General features: G+C 63.8%; 20 protein-coding genes and 2 tRNA genes. 12 read left to right on the top strand and 10 right to left on the bottom strand.

Annotated features, from left to right (window positions below; genetic code table 11):
- The 9 genes from A8V01_RS02595 to A8V01_RS02550 all read left to right on the top strand — a co-directional run bounded on the left by A8V01_RS02595 (nucleotide 1) and on the right by A8V01_RS02550 (nucleotide 5,238).
- Nucleotides 1–312, top strand: a complete 312-nt coding sequence (locus A8V01_RS02595; RefSeq protein ID WP_103094390.1) for a hypothetical protein — start codon at nucleotides 1–3, stop codon at nucleotides 310–312.
- Complete coding sequence (locus A8V01_RS02590) at nucleotides 305–574, top strand: hypothetical protein (protein WP_103094389.1); 270 nt, start codon at nucleotides 305–307, stop codon at nucleotides 572–574. The genes A8V01_RS02595 and A8V01_RS02590 overlap by 8 nt, the downstream gene beginning before the upstream one ends.
- Nucleotides 575–600: 26 nt before the next feature.
- The gene (locus A8V01_RS02585; protein ID WP_103094388.1) at nucleotides 601–852 is read left to right on the top strand and encodes a hypothetical protein; all 252 of its coding nucleotides are present in this window, start codon (nucleotides 601–603) and stop codon (nucleotides 850–852) included.
- Nucleotides 849–1,358: an ASCH domain-containing protein gene (locus tag A8V01_RS02580; protein ID WP_103094387.1), complete on the top strand. Its 510-nt coding sequence runs from the start codon at nucleotides 849–851 to the stop codon at nucleotides 1,356–1,358. Before A8V01_RS02585 ends, A8V01_RS02580 begins: the two co-directional genes overlap by 4 nt.
- Nucleotides 1,358–2,569: a hypothetical protein gene (locus A8V01_RS02575; protein ID WP_103094386.1), complete on the top strand. Its 1,212-nt coding sequence runs from the start codon at nucleotides 1,358–1,360 to the stop codon at nucleotides 2,567–2,569. The genes A8V01_RS02580 and A8V01_RS02575 overlap by 1 nt, the downstream gene beginning before the upstream one ends.
- Nucleotides 2,566–2,844, top strand: a complete 279-nt coding sequence (locus A8V01_RS02570; protein WP_103094385.1) for a hypothetical protein — start codon at nucleotides 2,566–2,568, stop codon at nucleotides 2,842–2,844. Before A8V01_RS02575 ends, A8V01_RS02570 begins: the two co-directional genes overlap by 4 nt.
- Complete coding sequence (locus tag A8V01_RS02565) at nucleotides 2,841–3,071, top strand: hypothetical protein (protein WP_103094384.1); 231 nt, start codon at nucleotides 2,841–2,843, stop codon at nucleotides 3,069–3,071. The genes A8V01_RS02570 and A8V01_RS02565 overlap by 4 nt, the downstream gene beginning before the upstream one ends.
- Nucleotides 3,072–3,135: 64 nt before the next feature.
- Nucleotides 3,136–3,957: a DNA methyltransferase gene (locus A8V01_RS02560; RefSeq protein ID WP_245892273.1), complete on the top strand. Its 822-nt coding sequence runs from the start codon at nucleotides 3,136–3,138 to the stop codon at nucleotides 3,955–3,957.
- A gap of 195 nt (nucleotides 3,958–4,152) precedes the next feature.
- Nucleotides 4,153–5,238, top strand: a complete 1,086-nt coding sequence (locus A8V01_RS02550; RefSeq protein WP_103094381.1) for a tyrosine-type recombinase/integrase — start codon at nucleotides 4,153–4,155, stop codon at nucleotides 5,236–5,238.
- A gap of 23 nt (nucleotides 5,239–5,261) precedes the next feature.
- Here the strand turns inward: A8V01_RS02550 and A8V01_RS02545 are convergent.
- Nucleotides 5,262–5,347: transfer RNA gene (locus A8V01_RS02545), tRNA-Tyr, on the bottom strand.
- A 189-nt stretch (nucleotides 5,348–5,536) separates the two neighbouring features.
- On the opposite strand from A8V01_RS02545, the gene rlmB reads away from it, so the two are divergent.
- Nucleotides 5,537–6,376 carry a 23S rRNA (guanosine(2251)-2'-O)-methyltransferase RlmB gene (gene rlmB / locus A8V01_RS02540; protein ID WP_103094380.1) on the top strand — a complete coding sequence of 280 codons (840 nt, stop codon included), beginning with the start codon at nucleotides 5,537–5,539 and terminating at the stop codon, nucleotides 6,374–6,376.
- Between the two features lie 223 nt (nucleotides 6,377–6,599).
- Here rlmB and A8V01_RS02535 read toward each other — a convergent pair whose 3' ends face one another.
- The 8 genes from A8V01_RS02535 to A8V01_RS02500 all read right to left on the bottom strand — a co-directional run bounded on the left by A8V01_RS02535 (nucleotide 6,600) and on the right by A8V01_RS02500 (nucleotide 11,582).
- The gene (locus A8V01_RS02535) at nucleotides 6,600–6,872 is read right to left on the bottom strand and encodes an HU family DNA-binding protein (RefSeq protein WP_091148293.1); all 273 of its coding nucleotides are present in this window, start codon (nucleotides 6,870–6,872) and stop codon (nucleotides 6,600–6,602) included.
- Between the two features lie 372 nt (nucleotides 6,873–7,244).
- Nucleotides 7,245–7,610, bottom strand: coding sequence for a 50S ribosomal protein L19 (gene rplS, locus A8V01_RS02530; protein WP_103094379.1), 366 nt, complete (start codon nucleotides 7,608–7,610; stop codon nucleotides 7,245–7,247).
- Nucleotides 7,607–8,353: a tRNA (guanosine(37)-N1)-methyltransferase TrmD gene (gene trmD / locus A8V01_RS02525; protein ID WP_103094378.1), complete on the bottom strand. Its 747-nt coding sequence runs from the start codon at nucleotides 8,351–8,353 to the stop codon at nucleotides 7,607–7,609. The genes rplS and trmD overlap by 4 nt, the downstream gene beginning before the upstream one ends.
- Complete coding sequence (rimM, locus tag A8V01_RS02520) at nucleotides 8,350–8,865, bottom strand: ribosome maturation factor RimM (protein WP_103094377.1); 516 nt, start codon at nucleotides 8,863–8,865, stop codon at nucleotides 8,350–8,352. The genes trmD and rimM overlap by 4 nt, the downstream gene beginning before the upstream one ends.
- 3 nt (nucleotides 8,866–8,868) lie before the next feature.
- A complete protein-coding gene (rpsP, locus tag A8V01_RS02515; protein ID WP_103094376.1) occupies nucleotides 8,869–9,282 on the bottom strand; it encodes a 30S ribosomal protein S16 in 414 nt (137 codons plus the stop codon).
- Between the two features lie 37 nt (nucleotides 9,283–9,319).
- On the bottom strand, nucleotides 9,320–10,780 hold the full coding sequence (gene ffh, locus A8V01_RS02510) for a signal recognition particle protein (RefSeq protein ID WP_103094375.1): 1,461 nt from the start codon (nucleotides 10,778–10,780) through the stop codon (nucleotides 9,320–9,322).
- 161 nt (nucleotides 10,781–10,941) lie between these two features.
- Nucleotides 10,942–11,017: transfer RNA gene (locus A8V01_RS02505), tRNA-Ala, on the bottom strand.
- 244 nt (nucleotides 11,018–11,261) lie between these two features.
- A complete protein-coding gene (locus A8V01_RS02500; protein ID WP_103094374.1) occupies nucleotides 11,262–11,582 on the bottom strand; it encodes a TIGR02300 family protein in 321 nt (106 codons plus the stop codon).
- Between the two features lie 219 nt (nucleotides 11,583–11,801).
- Here A8V01_RS02500 and aroA point away from each other — a divergent pair, with 219 nt between their 5' ends.
- Nucleotides 11,802–13,118 carry a 3-phosphoshikimate 1-carboxyvinyltransferase gene (aroA, locus tag A8V01_RS02495; protein ID WP_103094548.1) on the top strand — a complete coding sequence of 439 codons (1,317 nt, stop codon included), beginning with the start codon at nucleotides 11,802–11,804 and terminating at the stop codon, nucleotides 13,116–13,118.
- On the top strand, nucleotides 13,115–13,741 hold the full coding sequence (locus A8V01_RS02490; protein WP_103094373.1) for a (d)CMP kinase: 627 nt from the start codon (nucleotides 13,115–13,117) through the stop codon (nucleotides 13,739–13,741). Before aroA ends, A8V01_RS02490 begins: the two co-directional genes overlap by 4 nt.
- On the opposite strand, the gene A8V01_RS02485 is transcribed toward A8V01_RS02490, so the two are convergent.
- Nucleotides 13,729–14,244 carry an Mpo1 family 2-hydroxy fatty acid dioxygenase gene (locus A8V01_RS02485; RefSeq protein WP_103094372.1) on the bottom strand — a complete coding sequence of 172 codons (516 nt, stop codon included), beginning with the start codon at nucleotides 14,242–14,244 and terminating at the stop codon, nucleotides 13,729–13,731. The two genes, A8V01_RS02490 and A8V01_RS02485, sit on opposite strands and share 13 nt — an antisense overlap.
- Nucleotides 14,245–14,515 lie beyond the last annotated feature (271 nt).

Here is a 14,515-nt window from a genome sequence, read left to right as displayed (position 1 = left end):
ATGGTACCCGTCATCATCACCGCACATGCGGTAACGCGTTATGTCGAGCGGATCGGCGGGACTGAGGACGCGGCCGTCTCGGCGCTCTCCAGCGCGACGATCAGGACCGCCGCCAGCTTCGGTGCCCGCGTCGTCCGTCTCCCCACCGCGCGTGTGCTGATGCGCTTTTGCGAGGTCGCTGCCTTCGTCGTCAGCGTCGTTCCGCTCACCCACTTCCCCCAGCAACTCATTCCCCACGCGTGGGGCGGGCCGCCGCACTCGCGCATCGACCTCGATTCCTTCCTCAACACGATGGAGACTGCCCATGGCTAAGGCCCACCTTTGCGATGTTCCCGGCTGCAATACCACGCGCAAGCGTTGGCAGCGCCTGTGCGAAAAGCACTACGCCGCACTCCCCGGCGATATCCGCACCGCGATCATCGACGCCCACCAGGCGCATCGCAAGGCCGACTGGCGCCGCGCCTGCCGCCGCGCGGCCGAGCACCTCGCCAGCGTCGCTGCCCCTGCCGTCGCGGCCGCGATCACGCCCCAGCGCGCATTCGAACTCAACCAGCGCCTCCTCGGCGAGCGCTGATCCTTTCCATCAGGAGTGCCCCGCAAATGACACACGGTCCGATTGATCCCCGCCACCGCGCCAACATGAACATGCTCGCATCTGCGATCGATGAAACGCTCAACGGCAAAGTGAAGCCCAAAAGGCTCGGCTTCGTCATGCTCGTGGCCGAGTTCGGCCAGATCGACAACGGCCGGGTCAACTACATCTCCAACGGCACCCGCGCCGACATGATCACCATGATGAAAGAATTCATCGCTCGGGCAGAAGGCCGGTATGCGGAAGGCGGCACGGCATGAAGGCGCTCACCATCTGGCAACCGTGGGCGTCACTGATCGTCGCCGGCGCCAAGCCCTATGAGTTCCGGGGCTGGCGCGCACCGCGCTCGCTGATCGGGCAGCGCATCGTCATCCACGCCGCCGCGCGCAAAATTGCGCTCCCGGAGGTGGTCGACCTGTTCGTCACCCTCCGCGATCGGGATCTCAGCAAAGATCACCGCGCCGATGCCGCCATGACATGCCTGCATGCGGAGAAGGCCCTCCCTATTCTTGCTCGCGCATGGTCACCAGGTGACAACCCGTTGCCCATGTCCGCTGGCATCGGCACCGCCATCATAGGCGAGCCGCGTAACGGGTTGGAGATCGCCGCGGAATTCGGTGTCCCCCGCGCCAACGACAGTGATCGGGACCAGCATGCGAATTGGGGCTGGCCCATGCTCGAGGTCGAGCCCTGGGACTTGCCCATCGCGATGAAAGGCCGGCAGGGCTTCTGGAACTGGCTGACGCCGGACGAGGTGATCGCCTGATGCCCGCGCACCGCACTCCTCGCTGGACTGTAGGCGAACTGGAAATCCTCCGCGCGCAATACCCGGAACTGGGTATTGACGTGGCTGGCCAGCTTCCCGGACGCTCCTGGCATTCCATCTACGTCAAAGCCAACAAGCTCGGGCTTAAATCAGGCCGGGTAGCCCAGGCACCCAAGCCACGCCTCTCCGGTACCGACCTCGAAGAGGCGATTCGCCTTCGCGAAGAAGAACATTGGTCTTTCGCCCGCATTGGCGCGAAATTCGGCGTGGCGGAAGCAAGTGCCAACAACGCTGTGCTGATCGCGCTATGCACTCGGCGCGGTTTCACCCCGGCCGAGCGCGACCCGCACGGCCGCCTGACGGAACAGGGTCGCGAACGCGTGCGCTATGCCTTGAAGAAGGGGCTCAAAGGCGTCGACATCCAGCTTCGCCTCGGCGTTTCAGCTTCCTGCGTTGCCGAACAGCGCCGCCGCTACAATCGTGACCTGCAGAACCGCGGCAAGGCCACTCTGCCGCCGCCGGGGGCTGGTGAAGCCTACTCGGGCGTGAAATTGACCAAGGCGAAACGCATCGAAGTAGAACAGTGCTTTCTAGAGGGGTTCGGCACCGCCAAAGTCGCACAGCACACCGGCGTGTCGAAAACTAGCTGCACGCGAATCCGCAACCGTCTGATCAAGCGGCTCAAACGCAAAGGCGAAACATTGCCTGGCTGTGACCTGGCCGGTAAGCGCTGCACCGTCGCCGAAAGCACGCTCTTCATTCCGCCTTCGCAACGCCAGGCGCTTTGCGACTTGCTGCTTGATCGCGTCCCGGTCCGCCGCGCAGCCGCAATGGCCGCGATAGGAACGTCCAGCGCGTATCGCATTCGGGATCAGCTGGCCGCCGAACTGGCCGCGCGGGGTGAGCGCCTTGCCGCGCCATCCCTACCCGGCCGCGTCCGGCCTGGCACTTATGACCAGGCGCACTGGCCGCCAAAGGGATCGGCCAGCCTCGCTGCCTTCCGCGCCCTCCTGCGCGACCACGACTTCGATGATGCGAAGGCTCTCTGGCGGCGACAACGGCGGGAGGAAGCGCAAACTGAAGCGCGGCGGCCGAAGTCGTTCGAGGAACAGCTCGCCCTGGTCGCCGCCGGAAAGTTGAAACTCGCTCCCACCATGAACCGCGCTCACCTCGAGCCGCAATTCCAAGAGACCAGGAGGACGCCTGCATGACGCCTCAGACGATCACCCCGGACGACGAAGCCATGGCCGAGTTCCTTTCGCACCTGAGCGATGTGCAAGCGCGCCGCGCTGCCGGCCGCACCCCGAAGCGGATAATGCACATCGACGGCGCCCGCGTTGCGGACGCCTTTCGCGCGAAGCCTCGCCGTGCCGAAAGGCCAGCTCCGACCCGCCAAGCCTCCAGCCCCGCCCCATGCCCGCACTGCAATACGCGCGGTAACATCGGCTGTGAACATTTCCTGCCCTACCGAGGAGGTACGGAGTGACGCACGATCACCTCACACCCGGAAGTCTGATCGAACTTGCCCGATCCGCACAGATGGTCCCCGTCGTTGCCGAAGATCGCGAGGAGTTCGGGCGCGCCCTGATCCTGCAGGGATATGCGCCCGAACGCGCAGCGCACATGGCTGCAGTCGGCATCTTGGACAACGACGGGGCGCTGCAGATGCTCGCGCGCCATCGCCTCCGCTATAGCTCGCAGGTGCAAGCATGAGCGAGCGCCGCAATCATCTCTTCTCGGCCGACGAAAGCGGCTGCGGGTGCATGGGGGTTGCTGCATGAAACCGTTCTGCCCCATTTGCGCAAACACCGGGTACAGGGACCACGCCGGCCTTTGCATGGACCTATGCGATTGCCAGAGCGGACACGGTGCGCCCGTCACGATCGGATACGACGCCGGCGAGCCCGGCGGCGACTACGGCGTGGTCCGGATCGGCCCCCACACCCTCTACCATGGCGACGCCTACCGCCTGCGCGACAGGCTCGGCTTCTTCGACGCTGAGTTCATGGATCCGCCGTACCGCTTCGACAACCGAGGCGGCGGCGCGTTCCGCAAAAGCCGCACCGGTGCAGATATGATCGTCGCGGAGAAGCTGGATCAGGGCTTTGACATTTCGATCATCAACCCGCTGCGCGCCGGATCCATCGTGATCTTCTGCCACAACGACCAACTGCCCGAGTTGCTCGAATACATCGACCGCCGATACCAGCGCTTCTGTTTGCTGGGCTGGATCAAGCGGAACCCCAGCCCGATGTGCAACAAGCACTACCTCGCCGATGTCGAGCCCTACGTGCATGCCTGGAACCACGGCCATCATCCAGTCGGCAAACATCACGATATGCACCGCTGGGTCACCTCGGGCACCATGCCCGCCAAGACCTTTAAACACGCCACCGTCAAACCGCTCGCTGTGATGGATAAGATCGTGCGGAACATGGCTGGCCGGACCATCATAGACCCGTTCATGGGTACCGGCAGCACGGGCGTCTCCGCGATTCGCCACGGCAAAATCTTCACCGGCATCGAGAAAAGTGCGAAACACTTTGCGACTGCGGTAGAACGAATTCGCTCAGCGTGGGAACAAAACGAGACCCCATGACATCCCGCGCTGGCATCCTCCAATCTGATATTGAGCGAGCACTACGCGCAGCTAAAAAGCTGGGCGCAGTGCTGATCGTTGAACCTCGTACCGGCCGGATGATAATTGATCCCGCCCCGGAGCCGCGAATCGTCCAGTCGCCTGCTGCGCCCGACGCTGCCGAGGAGCCTAACCCATGGGAGGAAGGTCTCGACGATGCCGCGTCGTAAAGCCCAGCGCTGGTTGCCCGACAATGTGACGGCCTACAAGGATCGCCACGGTCGGACCCGATACAGGTATCGGAAAACGGGCCAGCAGCCGTACTATTTCAAGGCGGAGCCGGGAACGATCGAATTCATGGACGAATATCGTGACGCTTCCGGCGCGGCGCCGATCGGCATCTCATCCGCAGATGCCGTCGCTCCGGGATCCATGGACGATCTCGCTCGCAAGCTCTTCGCCGCGCCGCGCTGGCTCCGCATGAAATCTTCTAGCCAGTATACATACAGGCGGATCATCGAACGGTACCTTGCTCGCGTAGACAAACGGGGTGTCCGATACGGCACCTACCCTGCAAAGCGAGCGACGGTCGGCGTCCTGGACGTGCATATCGCAGAGCTTGCTGCGACACCCGCGAGCGCGAACAACCTGCGCAAAGCACTCAAGAAGCTGTTCGACTATGCGATCAAGCTGGGGTGGATGACGGTCAACCCGGCCGAGAAGACTGATTCGTTTCGATCGGGTCCGGGCTTCCACACGTGGACTGACGAAGAAATCGACCGGTACCGCGCCTATCACGCGCTGGGTACGACCGCGCGCCTGACGCTCGAACTTGCCCTCAACACGGCAGCGCGCCGCTGCAACCTTGCAGAGCTGGAACGCAAGCAGCTGCAGGGCGGGCGCTGGAACGTCATCCATGCGAAGGGCACCGACGAAACCAGCGTGCCGATCACGGCGGAAACCCGAGCTGCGATCGAGGCCCTTCCCGCCGCTCCGATTCGCTGGCTCATCACCGGCGAACACGGTGGCCCGTACACGATCGAAAGCCTTGGCAATCGCTTTCGGAAATGGGCTCGTGCCGCCGGCTGTCCGGGGTCGCTGCACGGCCTGCGCAAAGCCATGTCACGCCAGCTAGCCGAGGCTGGCGCCACCGATGCGCAGGGACGTGCCGTCACAGGCCAAAAGAAGAACGCAACGTTCGCTCACTACGCGGCGAAGGCCGACCGTGGACGGCTTGCTGATGAGGCGATGCGAAAGCTGATTGGCGAACCCGGTTTGGCTAACCCGCCCAAAGGGCAGTAGTTCTGCGCCTTTGAGAGCAATGGTGGTGGACAGGGCTGGATTCGAACCAGCGTACGCTTGCACGGGCAGATTTACAGTCTGCTGCCTTTAACCACTCGGCCACCTGTCCACACCAGTTGTTGGCGGCTGGAAATCCTAGCAAAAGCTTGGAAATCCGGCGTTGGTCGAGGCCCCCGAAGGTGCCCCGTTGCCGAGGAGCCGCGCCTTTGCCGAAGCGAGCCTTGCCTGTCAATGCCCTCCCTGTCAGAGGGGGCAAGATTTTTGCATTTACCGCGTTTATTTTTCGAAAGGACGACAAATGACCAAGCGTGGCGAACACGCCGGCCCCCAGGGTAAAGACGAGGGGGAAGGCCGTCGGGGCAAGGCTCTGCGCGGCCGCGCGGGCCGGATGAAGAACGGTCGCGGCAGCGGTCGCGCCTCCACGGGCATGGTGCGGCTCTGGGGCCGTCATGCCGTCGAGGCCGCACTCAAGAACCCCGACCGCAGCCATCGCAAACTTTGGGCGACCCGCGAAGGCGTCGAATCGCTCGACGGTGAGCTGCCCAGCGACTTCCCGGTGGAATGGGCACAACCTTCCGACCTCGCCCGTCTCGTGGCGAAGGATGCGCCGCATCAAGGTCTCGTGCTCGAATGCGCGCCGCTTGACGACATTTTCCTGGGCGACGTGCTGGACGGCGACGCTTCGCGCCCGGTCGTTGTGCTTGACCAGGTAACCGACCCCCACAACGTCGGCGCCATCATGCGCTCTGCAGCAGCCTTCGATGCCTGCTGCATCGTCACGCAGGACCGCCATGCGCCGCCCGAATCGGGCACGCTCGCAAAATCCGCATCCGGCGCGCTTGAAGTTCTGCCCTGGGTTCGAGTGGTTAATCTTGCCCGCGCGCTCGAAGAGATCGCCGAAGCCGGCTATTGGCGCATCGGCCTTGACGGCGAAGCCGAATCAACGCTGGCCGAAGCCCTCCCCACCGGCCCGGTCGCCCTCGTGCTCGGCGCGGAGGGCGATGGTATGCGGCACAATATCACCCAGCACTGCGACGCCATCGCCAAGCTGCCGATCAGCGAAGCGATGGAAAGCCTCAACGTGAGCAATGCCGCAGCGATCGCACTTTACGCGGCCGCCACGCGCGAAACCGAATAAACGCGACAACCGCAGCCGCCCGGGCGCCATGACACCATGGAGGCCCGGGCACCAGCAGGGCATGGCCGGGTGTTGGGTGCCCATAAGAGCACGTTATGTGCCGTCGAGCACCACCCCGAAAGCCCCCCTTCATCCCGAACGAAAAACGCCGCGCCGGCCCTGACGGGGCTGGCGCGGCGCTTTTCAGGTAAGCCTGCGAGGCGTTGCAGGCCCGTCGACCGTCTTAGTTGACGGCGTCCTTAAGGCCCTTACCGGCCTTGAACTTCGGCTGAGCCGAAGCCTTGATTTCCATGGGCTCGCCGGTGCGGGGGTTACGGCCGGTCGAAGCCTTGCGCTTGGCAACCGAGAAGGTGCCGAAGCCGACGAGGCGCACTTCGTCGCCCTTCTTCAGCGCGCCCGAGATCGCGTCGAACACGGACTCGACAGCCTTGGTGGCGTCGCTGCGGGTCAGCCCGCTCGAATCGGCGACTGCGCTGATGAGATCGTTCTTGTTCATTATGGGAACCCCCTTACCTTTCAGTGGAGCGGATGGTTGAGAAAATTGAATCGCCTCAGGAGCGACGGAATTGAGCGGGTTTTCCCGCGGGTGGCAAGGCCCAAATCGAGCCAAAACTGGCAGTTAATCGCGTTTTTCCGCCGTTTTCACAGAGACGAAGCGTTGTGCAATGCAGCAACGGAGCCAGAGTGCTGGCCGACTCACGTTGGGGAGCCCTAAGTCCGATGGCGTTTGTGCGACTGAGCCGAAAACGAACTTGACGTTTCACCCCGGCACAGTTGCTCAAATCATGAGAAGGCGCAAAAAAAGGCGGCCCGAATCCGAACCGCCTCTTGATGCAGGCCCGGCGTTGAACCGGGCCAGTGCCGACGCTTACGCGTTGTCGGTGATACGACGCTCAGCGATACGGGCGCGCTTGCCGGTACGACCACGCAGGTAGTACAGCTTGGCGCGACGCACGACGCCGCGACGTACGACCGTGATCGAGTCGATGTTGGGCGAGTAGAGCGGGAAAACGCGCTCCACGCCTTCGCCGAAGCTCATCTTGCGCACGGTGAAGTTCGAACCCATGCCACGGTTCGAGCGCGCGATGCACACGCCCTCGTAAGCCTGGACACGGGTGCGGGTGCCTTCGACGACCTTCACGCCGACGCGGACGGTGTCGCCCGGACGGAACTCAGGAATATCCTTGCCAGCCTTGGCGATTTCCTCGGCTTCGATCTGCTGAATCAGGTTCATGAACCCAAATCCTTCTTCGTTCGCCGCGCGCCAGAGGCAGGCTGAACCCGAGCGTCCCTGTGACGCTCCCAGAGGTCCGGCCTGCGTGACCGTGTATCGTCCTGCGCCTGTTGTTTCCGCCAGGCAGCAATCTTCGCATGATCCCCCGATCGCAGCACTTCAGGGATCGTGCGCCCTTCCCACTCAGTGGGTCGGGTGTAATGCGGGTATTCGAGAAGACCGTCCTCAAACGATTCCTCGGTCCCGCTGGAAGGCGCGCCCATTACGCCGGGAAGCAGCCGAATGCAAGCGTCGAGTACCATCAAAGCGGCGCATTCTCCACCGGATAGCACGATGTCGCCAACCGACACCTCCTCGACCTCGCGACCATCGAAGATGCGCTCGTCAAAGCCTTCGAAACGTCCGCAAAGCAAGATGACGCCGGGGCCATCTGCAAGTTGTCTCACGCGCTCCTGAGAAATCGGCTTGCCACGCGGCGTCATCGCGATCACTGGCGCCCCGGGATTGGCAGATCGCGCATGGTCGATCGCCGCGGCGAGGATATCCACCTTCAGCACCATTCCGGCGCCGCCGCCTGCGGGCGTGTCGTCGACGGTACGATGCTTGTCCTTCGCGAAGTCGCGGATATGGACGGGTTCCATCGACCACTTGCCCTCGGACAACGCCCTGCCCGCCAGACTGACGCCGAGCGGACCGGGGAACATCTCCGGATAGAGAGTCAGGACTGTGGCGGAGAACGTCATTCTTCCGCGAAGGCCGCATTGAGGACGATGCGATCGCCGTTCCATTCGGGCACGGCTGCGGGCGTCATCGGAACCATGAAGCGGCGGCGCTTGCCGTCCTCGCCCATGGGCCGTTCGATCTCCAGCACATCGCCTGCACCGAAATTCTCTACCGCGATGCAGATGCCTAGCGCTTCGCCCTCTTCAGAGAGCGCAGGCAGGCCCAGCAGATCAGCGTGGTAGTATTCACCGTCCTCCAGCGCCGGCATTGCCGAGCGCGGGACAGTGAGCACCGTGCCACGCAGCTTCTCCGCCGCGTTACGGTCCTTCACTTCGTCGAAGCGAGCGATCGCGCCACCCTTGCCGTCATCCTTCAGCTTCACCAGCGTAAGCGAAGAATCGTTGAAGGCGCGGTAGCGCTTGAGCGCCGCCACGCCTTCTCCGAACAGCTTGAGGCGAACCTCGCCCGTCACGCCATGCGCGCCGGAAACGGCGGCGAGCGTGACGGGGCGATCCTTACCGGGCTGTACCAAGGCTTATGCCTCGGTCGATTCCTCGGCAGCAGCCTCTTCGGCTGGAGCCTCGGCAGCAGCCTTCGCAGCTTCTTCAGCTTCGCGCAGCTTTTCAGCCTTTTCTTCAGCGCGTTCCTTGGCCTTCTTGCCCGGCTCAGCCTTGTTCGGGTTGTTGGTCGCAGCGCGTTCCTTCACGCCGGCCTTGTCGAGCAGACGAGCGACGCGGTCGGTCGGCTGCGCGCCAACGCCGAGCCAGTAACGCACGCGGTCTTCGACCAGACGCACGCGGTTTTCATCGTCCTTGGCGAGGATCGGGTTGTAGGTACCGACCTGCTCCAGGTACTTGCCGTCGCGCGGCGCGGTCGCGTTGGCGACGACGATCTTGTAGTACGGACGCTTCTTCGCACCACCACGCGAGAGACGGATCGAAACTGCCATTTGAATTACCTTTCTATTATTTCTGGAATGTCTGGAATTATCGTTTCAGGAATTTGCTGAGATCGGGAGCCCCGCCCGCACCACCCAGACCGGGGAAGCCCCCGGCCGAAGGTCCAAGACCGGCGCCGCCAAGGCCCGGCATCGCGGCATCGAGACCGCCCTTGCCGAACATCGCGGCCAGCCCCTTGAGGCCGCCCATCTTCTTGATCTGCTTCATGGCCTTGGACATCTCCATGTGCATTTTCAGCAGCTTGTTGACGTCCTGAACCTGAGTGCCGGAGCCATTGGCCACGCGGATCTTGCGCTTGGCATTGAGCAGCGCGGGATTCGCGCGCTCCTTGGGAGTCATCGAACCGATGATCGCATCCATGCGCAGCAATACGCGGTCATCCATGCCTGACTGCTGCATCGCCGCCTTGGCCTTCTTCATGCCCGGCATCATGCCGGCCAGAGCGCCAAGACCGCCCATGTTCTGCATCTGCTTGAGCTGCATGCGCAGGTCGTTCATGTCGAACTTGCCCTGCTCCATGCGCTTGGCAAGCGCCTCGGCCTCTTCGACCTTGACCGCCTCTGCCGCCTTCTCGACGATCGAGACGATATCGCCCATGCCCAGAATGCGGTTGGCGACGCGGCTGGGGTGGAAGACCTCAAGGGCCTCCATCTTTTCGCCGGTGCCTGCGAACTTGATCGGCTTGCCGGTGACCGCACGCATCGACAGCGCCGCACCGCCGCGCGCATCGCCGTCCATGCGGGTAAGCACGACGCCGGTGAGATCAACCTGGCCCGAGAACGACTGCGCAACGTTGACCGCGTCCTGACCCGTCAGCGAATCGACCACAAGCAGCGTTTCGCGCGGATTCGAGATGGCGGCGACCGCCTTCATCTCGTCCATCAACTGCTGGTCGACGTGCAGGCGGCCCGCGGTGTCGAGCAGCAGCACGTCCACGGCCTGCAAACGCGCGGCCTGCATGGCCCGGGTGGCGATCTCGGTCGGCTGCTGACCTGCGATAATCGGCAGAGTAGCAACAGAAACCTGTTCGCCCAGGACACGCAGCTGCTCCTGCGCGGCCGGACGATTCACGTCCAGCGAGGCCATCATGACCTTCTTGCCCTGCTTCTCCTTGAGGAGCTTGGCGATCTTGGCCGTGCTGGTGGTCTTGCCCGAACCCTGAAGGCCGACCATCATGATTACGATAGGCGGAACGGCCTCAAGATCGAGACCAGGGGTATCCTCACCGCCCAGCGTTTCGATCAGCGCATCGTTGACGATCTTGACGACCTGCTGCCCCGGTGTGACCGAGCGCAGGACGTTCTGACCGATGGCCTTTTCGGTGACGGTATCGATGAAGCGGCGCACCACCGGGAGCGCGACGTCCGCTTCGAGCAGCGCGATGCGCACTTCGCGCATGGCATCGAGAACGTCCTGCTCCTTGAGCGCACCACGGCCGCGCAGCTTGTCGAAGACGCCGCCAAGGCGATCTGAAAGACTGTCGAACATTCGGCGCTCACTCCATCTCAGACGGCGTGAAACACGCCAAAAACGCCGGTGGGCGAAACCTCGCTGACCGACGCGTGCATGACCTGATAGCAAAAAACGCCAGTGGACGAAACCTCGTCAACCAGCGTGCCCGCAATCATGCGAAACAGTAATATATGAAATGGTGGAGCCTAGCGGGGTCGAACCGCTGACCTCCTGCATGCCATGCAGGCGCTCTCCCAGCTGAGCTAAGGCCCCAATCATTTCAGCAAGTTAGTTCTGGGAGAACCAACCCGTTTCCCTTGCTTTCCGGCGTTTCTCAGAAGCGCCTCCGCTTGGGAGGCCGCCATCTAGGGGCGGTCGGAAAACTTGGCAAGAGGAAAATTTGCGTGACGTCGATTTTTTTCGGCATCCAGTTTTCGCACCCTGGCCGAAGCCGATGCGACGGCGCCGGACGCCCTCCCCTTGTCGGAAGGACATACCGGCGCCGCACCACATTACATCAGTTCTCGATGTCGTCGTCGTCGTCGCCACCGCCGATGCCGAGATCGTCGTCACCGCCAAGGTCAACGTCGTTGTCGGGTGAATCGCCGTCGTCGTCGATATCCAGATCGTCTTCGGCCAGATCGGAGTCTTCCGTCTCGACCTTTTCCTTCTTCTGGATTTCCTCATAGGGAATCGGCTGCTTGGACTTGAGCACCGGCTCGGGCGTCCATTCGTTGCCGCATTCAATGCAGGTGACCGGGTCGTCCTTGCCCAGATCGTAGAATCGGGTGCCGCATTTCGGGCAGCCGTGCTTGGCGCCCCATTCAGGCTTGGCCATGGAAAGTCCTCGTCTGGCCCGTTCCGGATGGCGCGGGCGAAAAATACCGTGTCTTGATGGGAAAGCCTGCGTACTTAATCAAGTCTGCCGAAATCAAGCGCGCAGGCTGCATCAGGGCGCGCGCCTTGCCATAGCGGACAGGCGCTGTCAAAAGCCGCCCCGTTTTTGCAGTATTCAAGCCCGGAAAGACCCGAACCTGTGAGCCACGACAGCCTGACCATGCGCCCCCGCCGCTTCCTGCCGACCGGGCCGCTCAAGGGCCGAATCCGGGTGCCGGGCGACAAGTCGATCAGCCACCGCTCCATCATGCTGGGCGCGCTGGCGGTTGGCGAAACCAAAGTCACCGGCCTGCTGGAAGGCGAGGACGTGCTGTCCACGGCTGCCGCGATGCGCGCGATGGGGGCCACCGTGGAGCGTACCGGCGAAGGCGCCTGGACGGTCCACGGCGTCGGCGTGGGCGCGCTGCTTCAGCCGCAGGCACCGCTGGATATGGGCAATTCCGGTACGTCCACCCGCCTGCTGATGGGCCTTGTCGCCAGCCACCCGATCACCGCGACGTTCATCGGCGACGGCTCACTGTCGAAGCGCCCGATGGGCCGGGTAATCGATCCGCTTTCGACGATGGGCGCCAGCTTCGAGGCTTCGGAAGGAGGGCGCCTTCCGCTCATCCTAAAGGGCGCATCGCCCGCCGTCCCGATCCGCTACCGCCTGCCGATGGCCTCGGCGCAGGTTAAGAGCGCGATCCTCTTGGCCGGCCTCAACACGCCCGGCATCACCACCGTCGTCGAACCCGTGCCCACCCGCGACCATTCGGAGCGCATGCTGCGCGGCTTCGGCGCGGACCTTGCCGTCGAGACCGATGCCGACGGCGCGCGCGTCATCTCGATCAAGGGCGAGGCCGAACTGAAGCCCCAGACCATCGAGGTTCCGGGCGACCCTTCCTCTGCGGCCTTCTTCATCGTCGCCGCGCTCGTCATTCCGGGCAGCGAAGTGCTGATCGAGAATGTCGGGCTCAACCCCACCCGCGCCGGCATCGTCGAAGTGCTGCGCCAGATGGGCGGCTCCATCGAGGAAGTGAACCCCCGCGAAGTCGGGGGAGAGCCAGTGGCCGATCTGCTGGTCAAGCATTCCGCACTCAATGGCGTTGAAGTCGATCCCGCCATTGTCCCCGCCATGGTCGATGAATTCCCCGTCCTGTTCGTCGCCGCCGCTCTGGCAGAGGGCGTCACCACCACCACCGGGCTGGAGGAACTGCGCGTCAAGGAATCGGACCGCATCTCGGTGATGGCCGCCGCGCTGACCGCTGCCGGGGCGACCGTGCGCGAGACTGAGGACGGCATGATCATCACCGGCACCGGCGGCGAACCGCTTCCCGGCACCGAACATGCCATTGCCACCCACCTCGACCACCGCATCGCGATGTCAATGGCGGTGGCGGGACTTGCCAGCCGGGCGGGCGTGGAAGTGGACGACGTGCGCCCGATTTCTACCAGCTTCCCGGTGTTCGAAGCCATGCTCGAAGGGCTGACGGCATGATAATCGCCGTCGACGGGCCGACCGCATCGGGCAAGGGCACCATTGCGAAGGCGCTTGCCGCGCATTTCCATCTGCCGCACCTCGATACCGGGCTGCTCTATCGCGCGGTAGGGCGCCAGTGCCTGCTGAGCGGCGGAAACCCCGACGATCCGGTCGATGCGCTTACGGCCTGCACGTTCGCGCCCGAACTGCTGAGCGATCCCGAACTGCGCTCCGAAGCCACGGGCGGCCTTGCCAGCCGCGTTTCGATCCACCCGACGGTGCGCCAGGCCCTGTTCGAACGCCAGCGCAACTTCGCCACCCAGCCCGGCGGCGCGGTGCTCGACGGGCGTGACATCGGCACCGTCATCGCGCCGGAGGCGGCCGCCAAGCTCTTCGTCGTCGCCTCGGTCGAGGCGCGGGCGCAGCGCCGCTTCCTCGAAATGCAGGCCCATGGCCGCGACGTTTCGCTGGAGGACATCGCCGCCGACCTCGCCGCCCGTGACGAACGCGACCGGAGCCGCAAGGACGCCCCGCTTCGCGCCGCAGAGCATGCCGTGGTGATCGACACGTCCACCCTGCGCCGCGAAGAAGCCATCGCCGCCGCCATCGCCGCGGTCGATGCGCTGACTCAGTCGGCCTGAGCCGGCCCCGGTTCAAGCCGCCTTTCGATCGCCCCGCGCAGTTCCAGCCGCTTGCCGAAGTGGAACACCGCTTCGGCAAGCACGAACAGCGGGCCGATCAGCAGGCCGCGCACGTCATCGAGGAAGGCGGGCTTGCGCCCTTCCCACTTGTGGCCAAGCAGCTGGAACACCCAGCCGACCACGAACAGCCCCAGCCCCCAGCCCAGCCAGACGGCGGCATCCTGCTGCGCCAGCTTGCCGCCGATCACCTTGCCCACCGCCAGCACCACGGCCATGCCGCAGGCCAGCTTGCGATCCAGCGTGAAGTAAAAGCAGCACACCGCCACGATCGCGAAGTCCACCGCCGCCAGGCCGATCCCTGCGATCTCCACCCGAGGGCGCGCCAGCAGCACCTCCACCGCCAGCACGATCATCGGAATCCCGACCATGTGCGTCATCACATTGCGCCGGTCCCGATGATACGCCGCATATTGCGCCAGATGACGCACGAGCCTTTCGGACATATCTTTTCTCCCACCCGCCATGATAGCGCGCCGGAAGATTTCGACCAGCCGCTTCGCACGGCACCGGGCGGCTGCGAGAGGCAGGTTTACACGGTTTACACGGTCCAGAGGGAAAAGGTGTCACCTTGGGGCCGGAAAGTGTCACCTTATGAGCGCAAGGTGACACATTTGCCCGCCAAGGTGACACCTGCAAGGTTACAGGTGTCACCTTGCAAGGCCGATGTGTCACCTTGAGGTGTAACCTTGCGTGGCGGATGCGAGAGTCGCTGGA

Source organism: Novosphingobium guangzhouense (genome assembly GCF_002896965.1).
GTDB classification, from domain to species: domain Bacteria; phylum Pseudomonadota; class Alphaproteobacteria; order Sphingomonadales; family Sphingomonadaceae; genus Novosphingobium; species Novosphingobium guangzhouense.
Note: the sequence above shows the minus strand (reverse complement) of the source record. Positions and strands in the feature narration are given on the sequence as shown.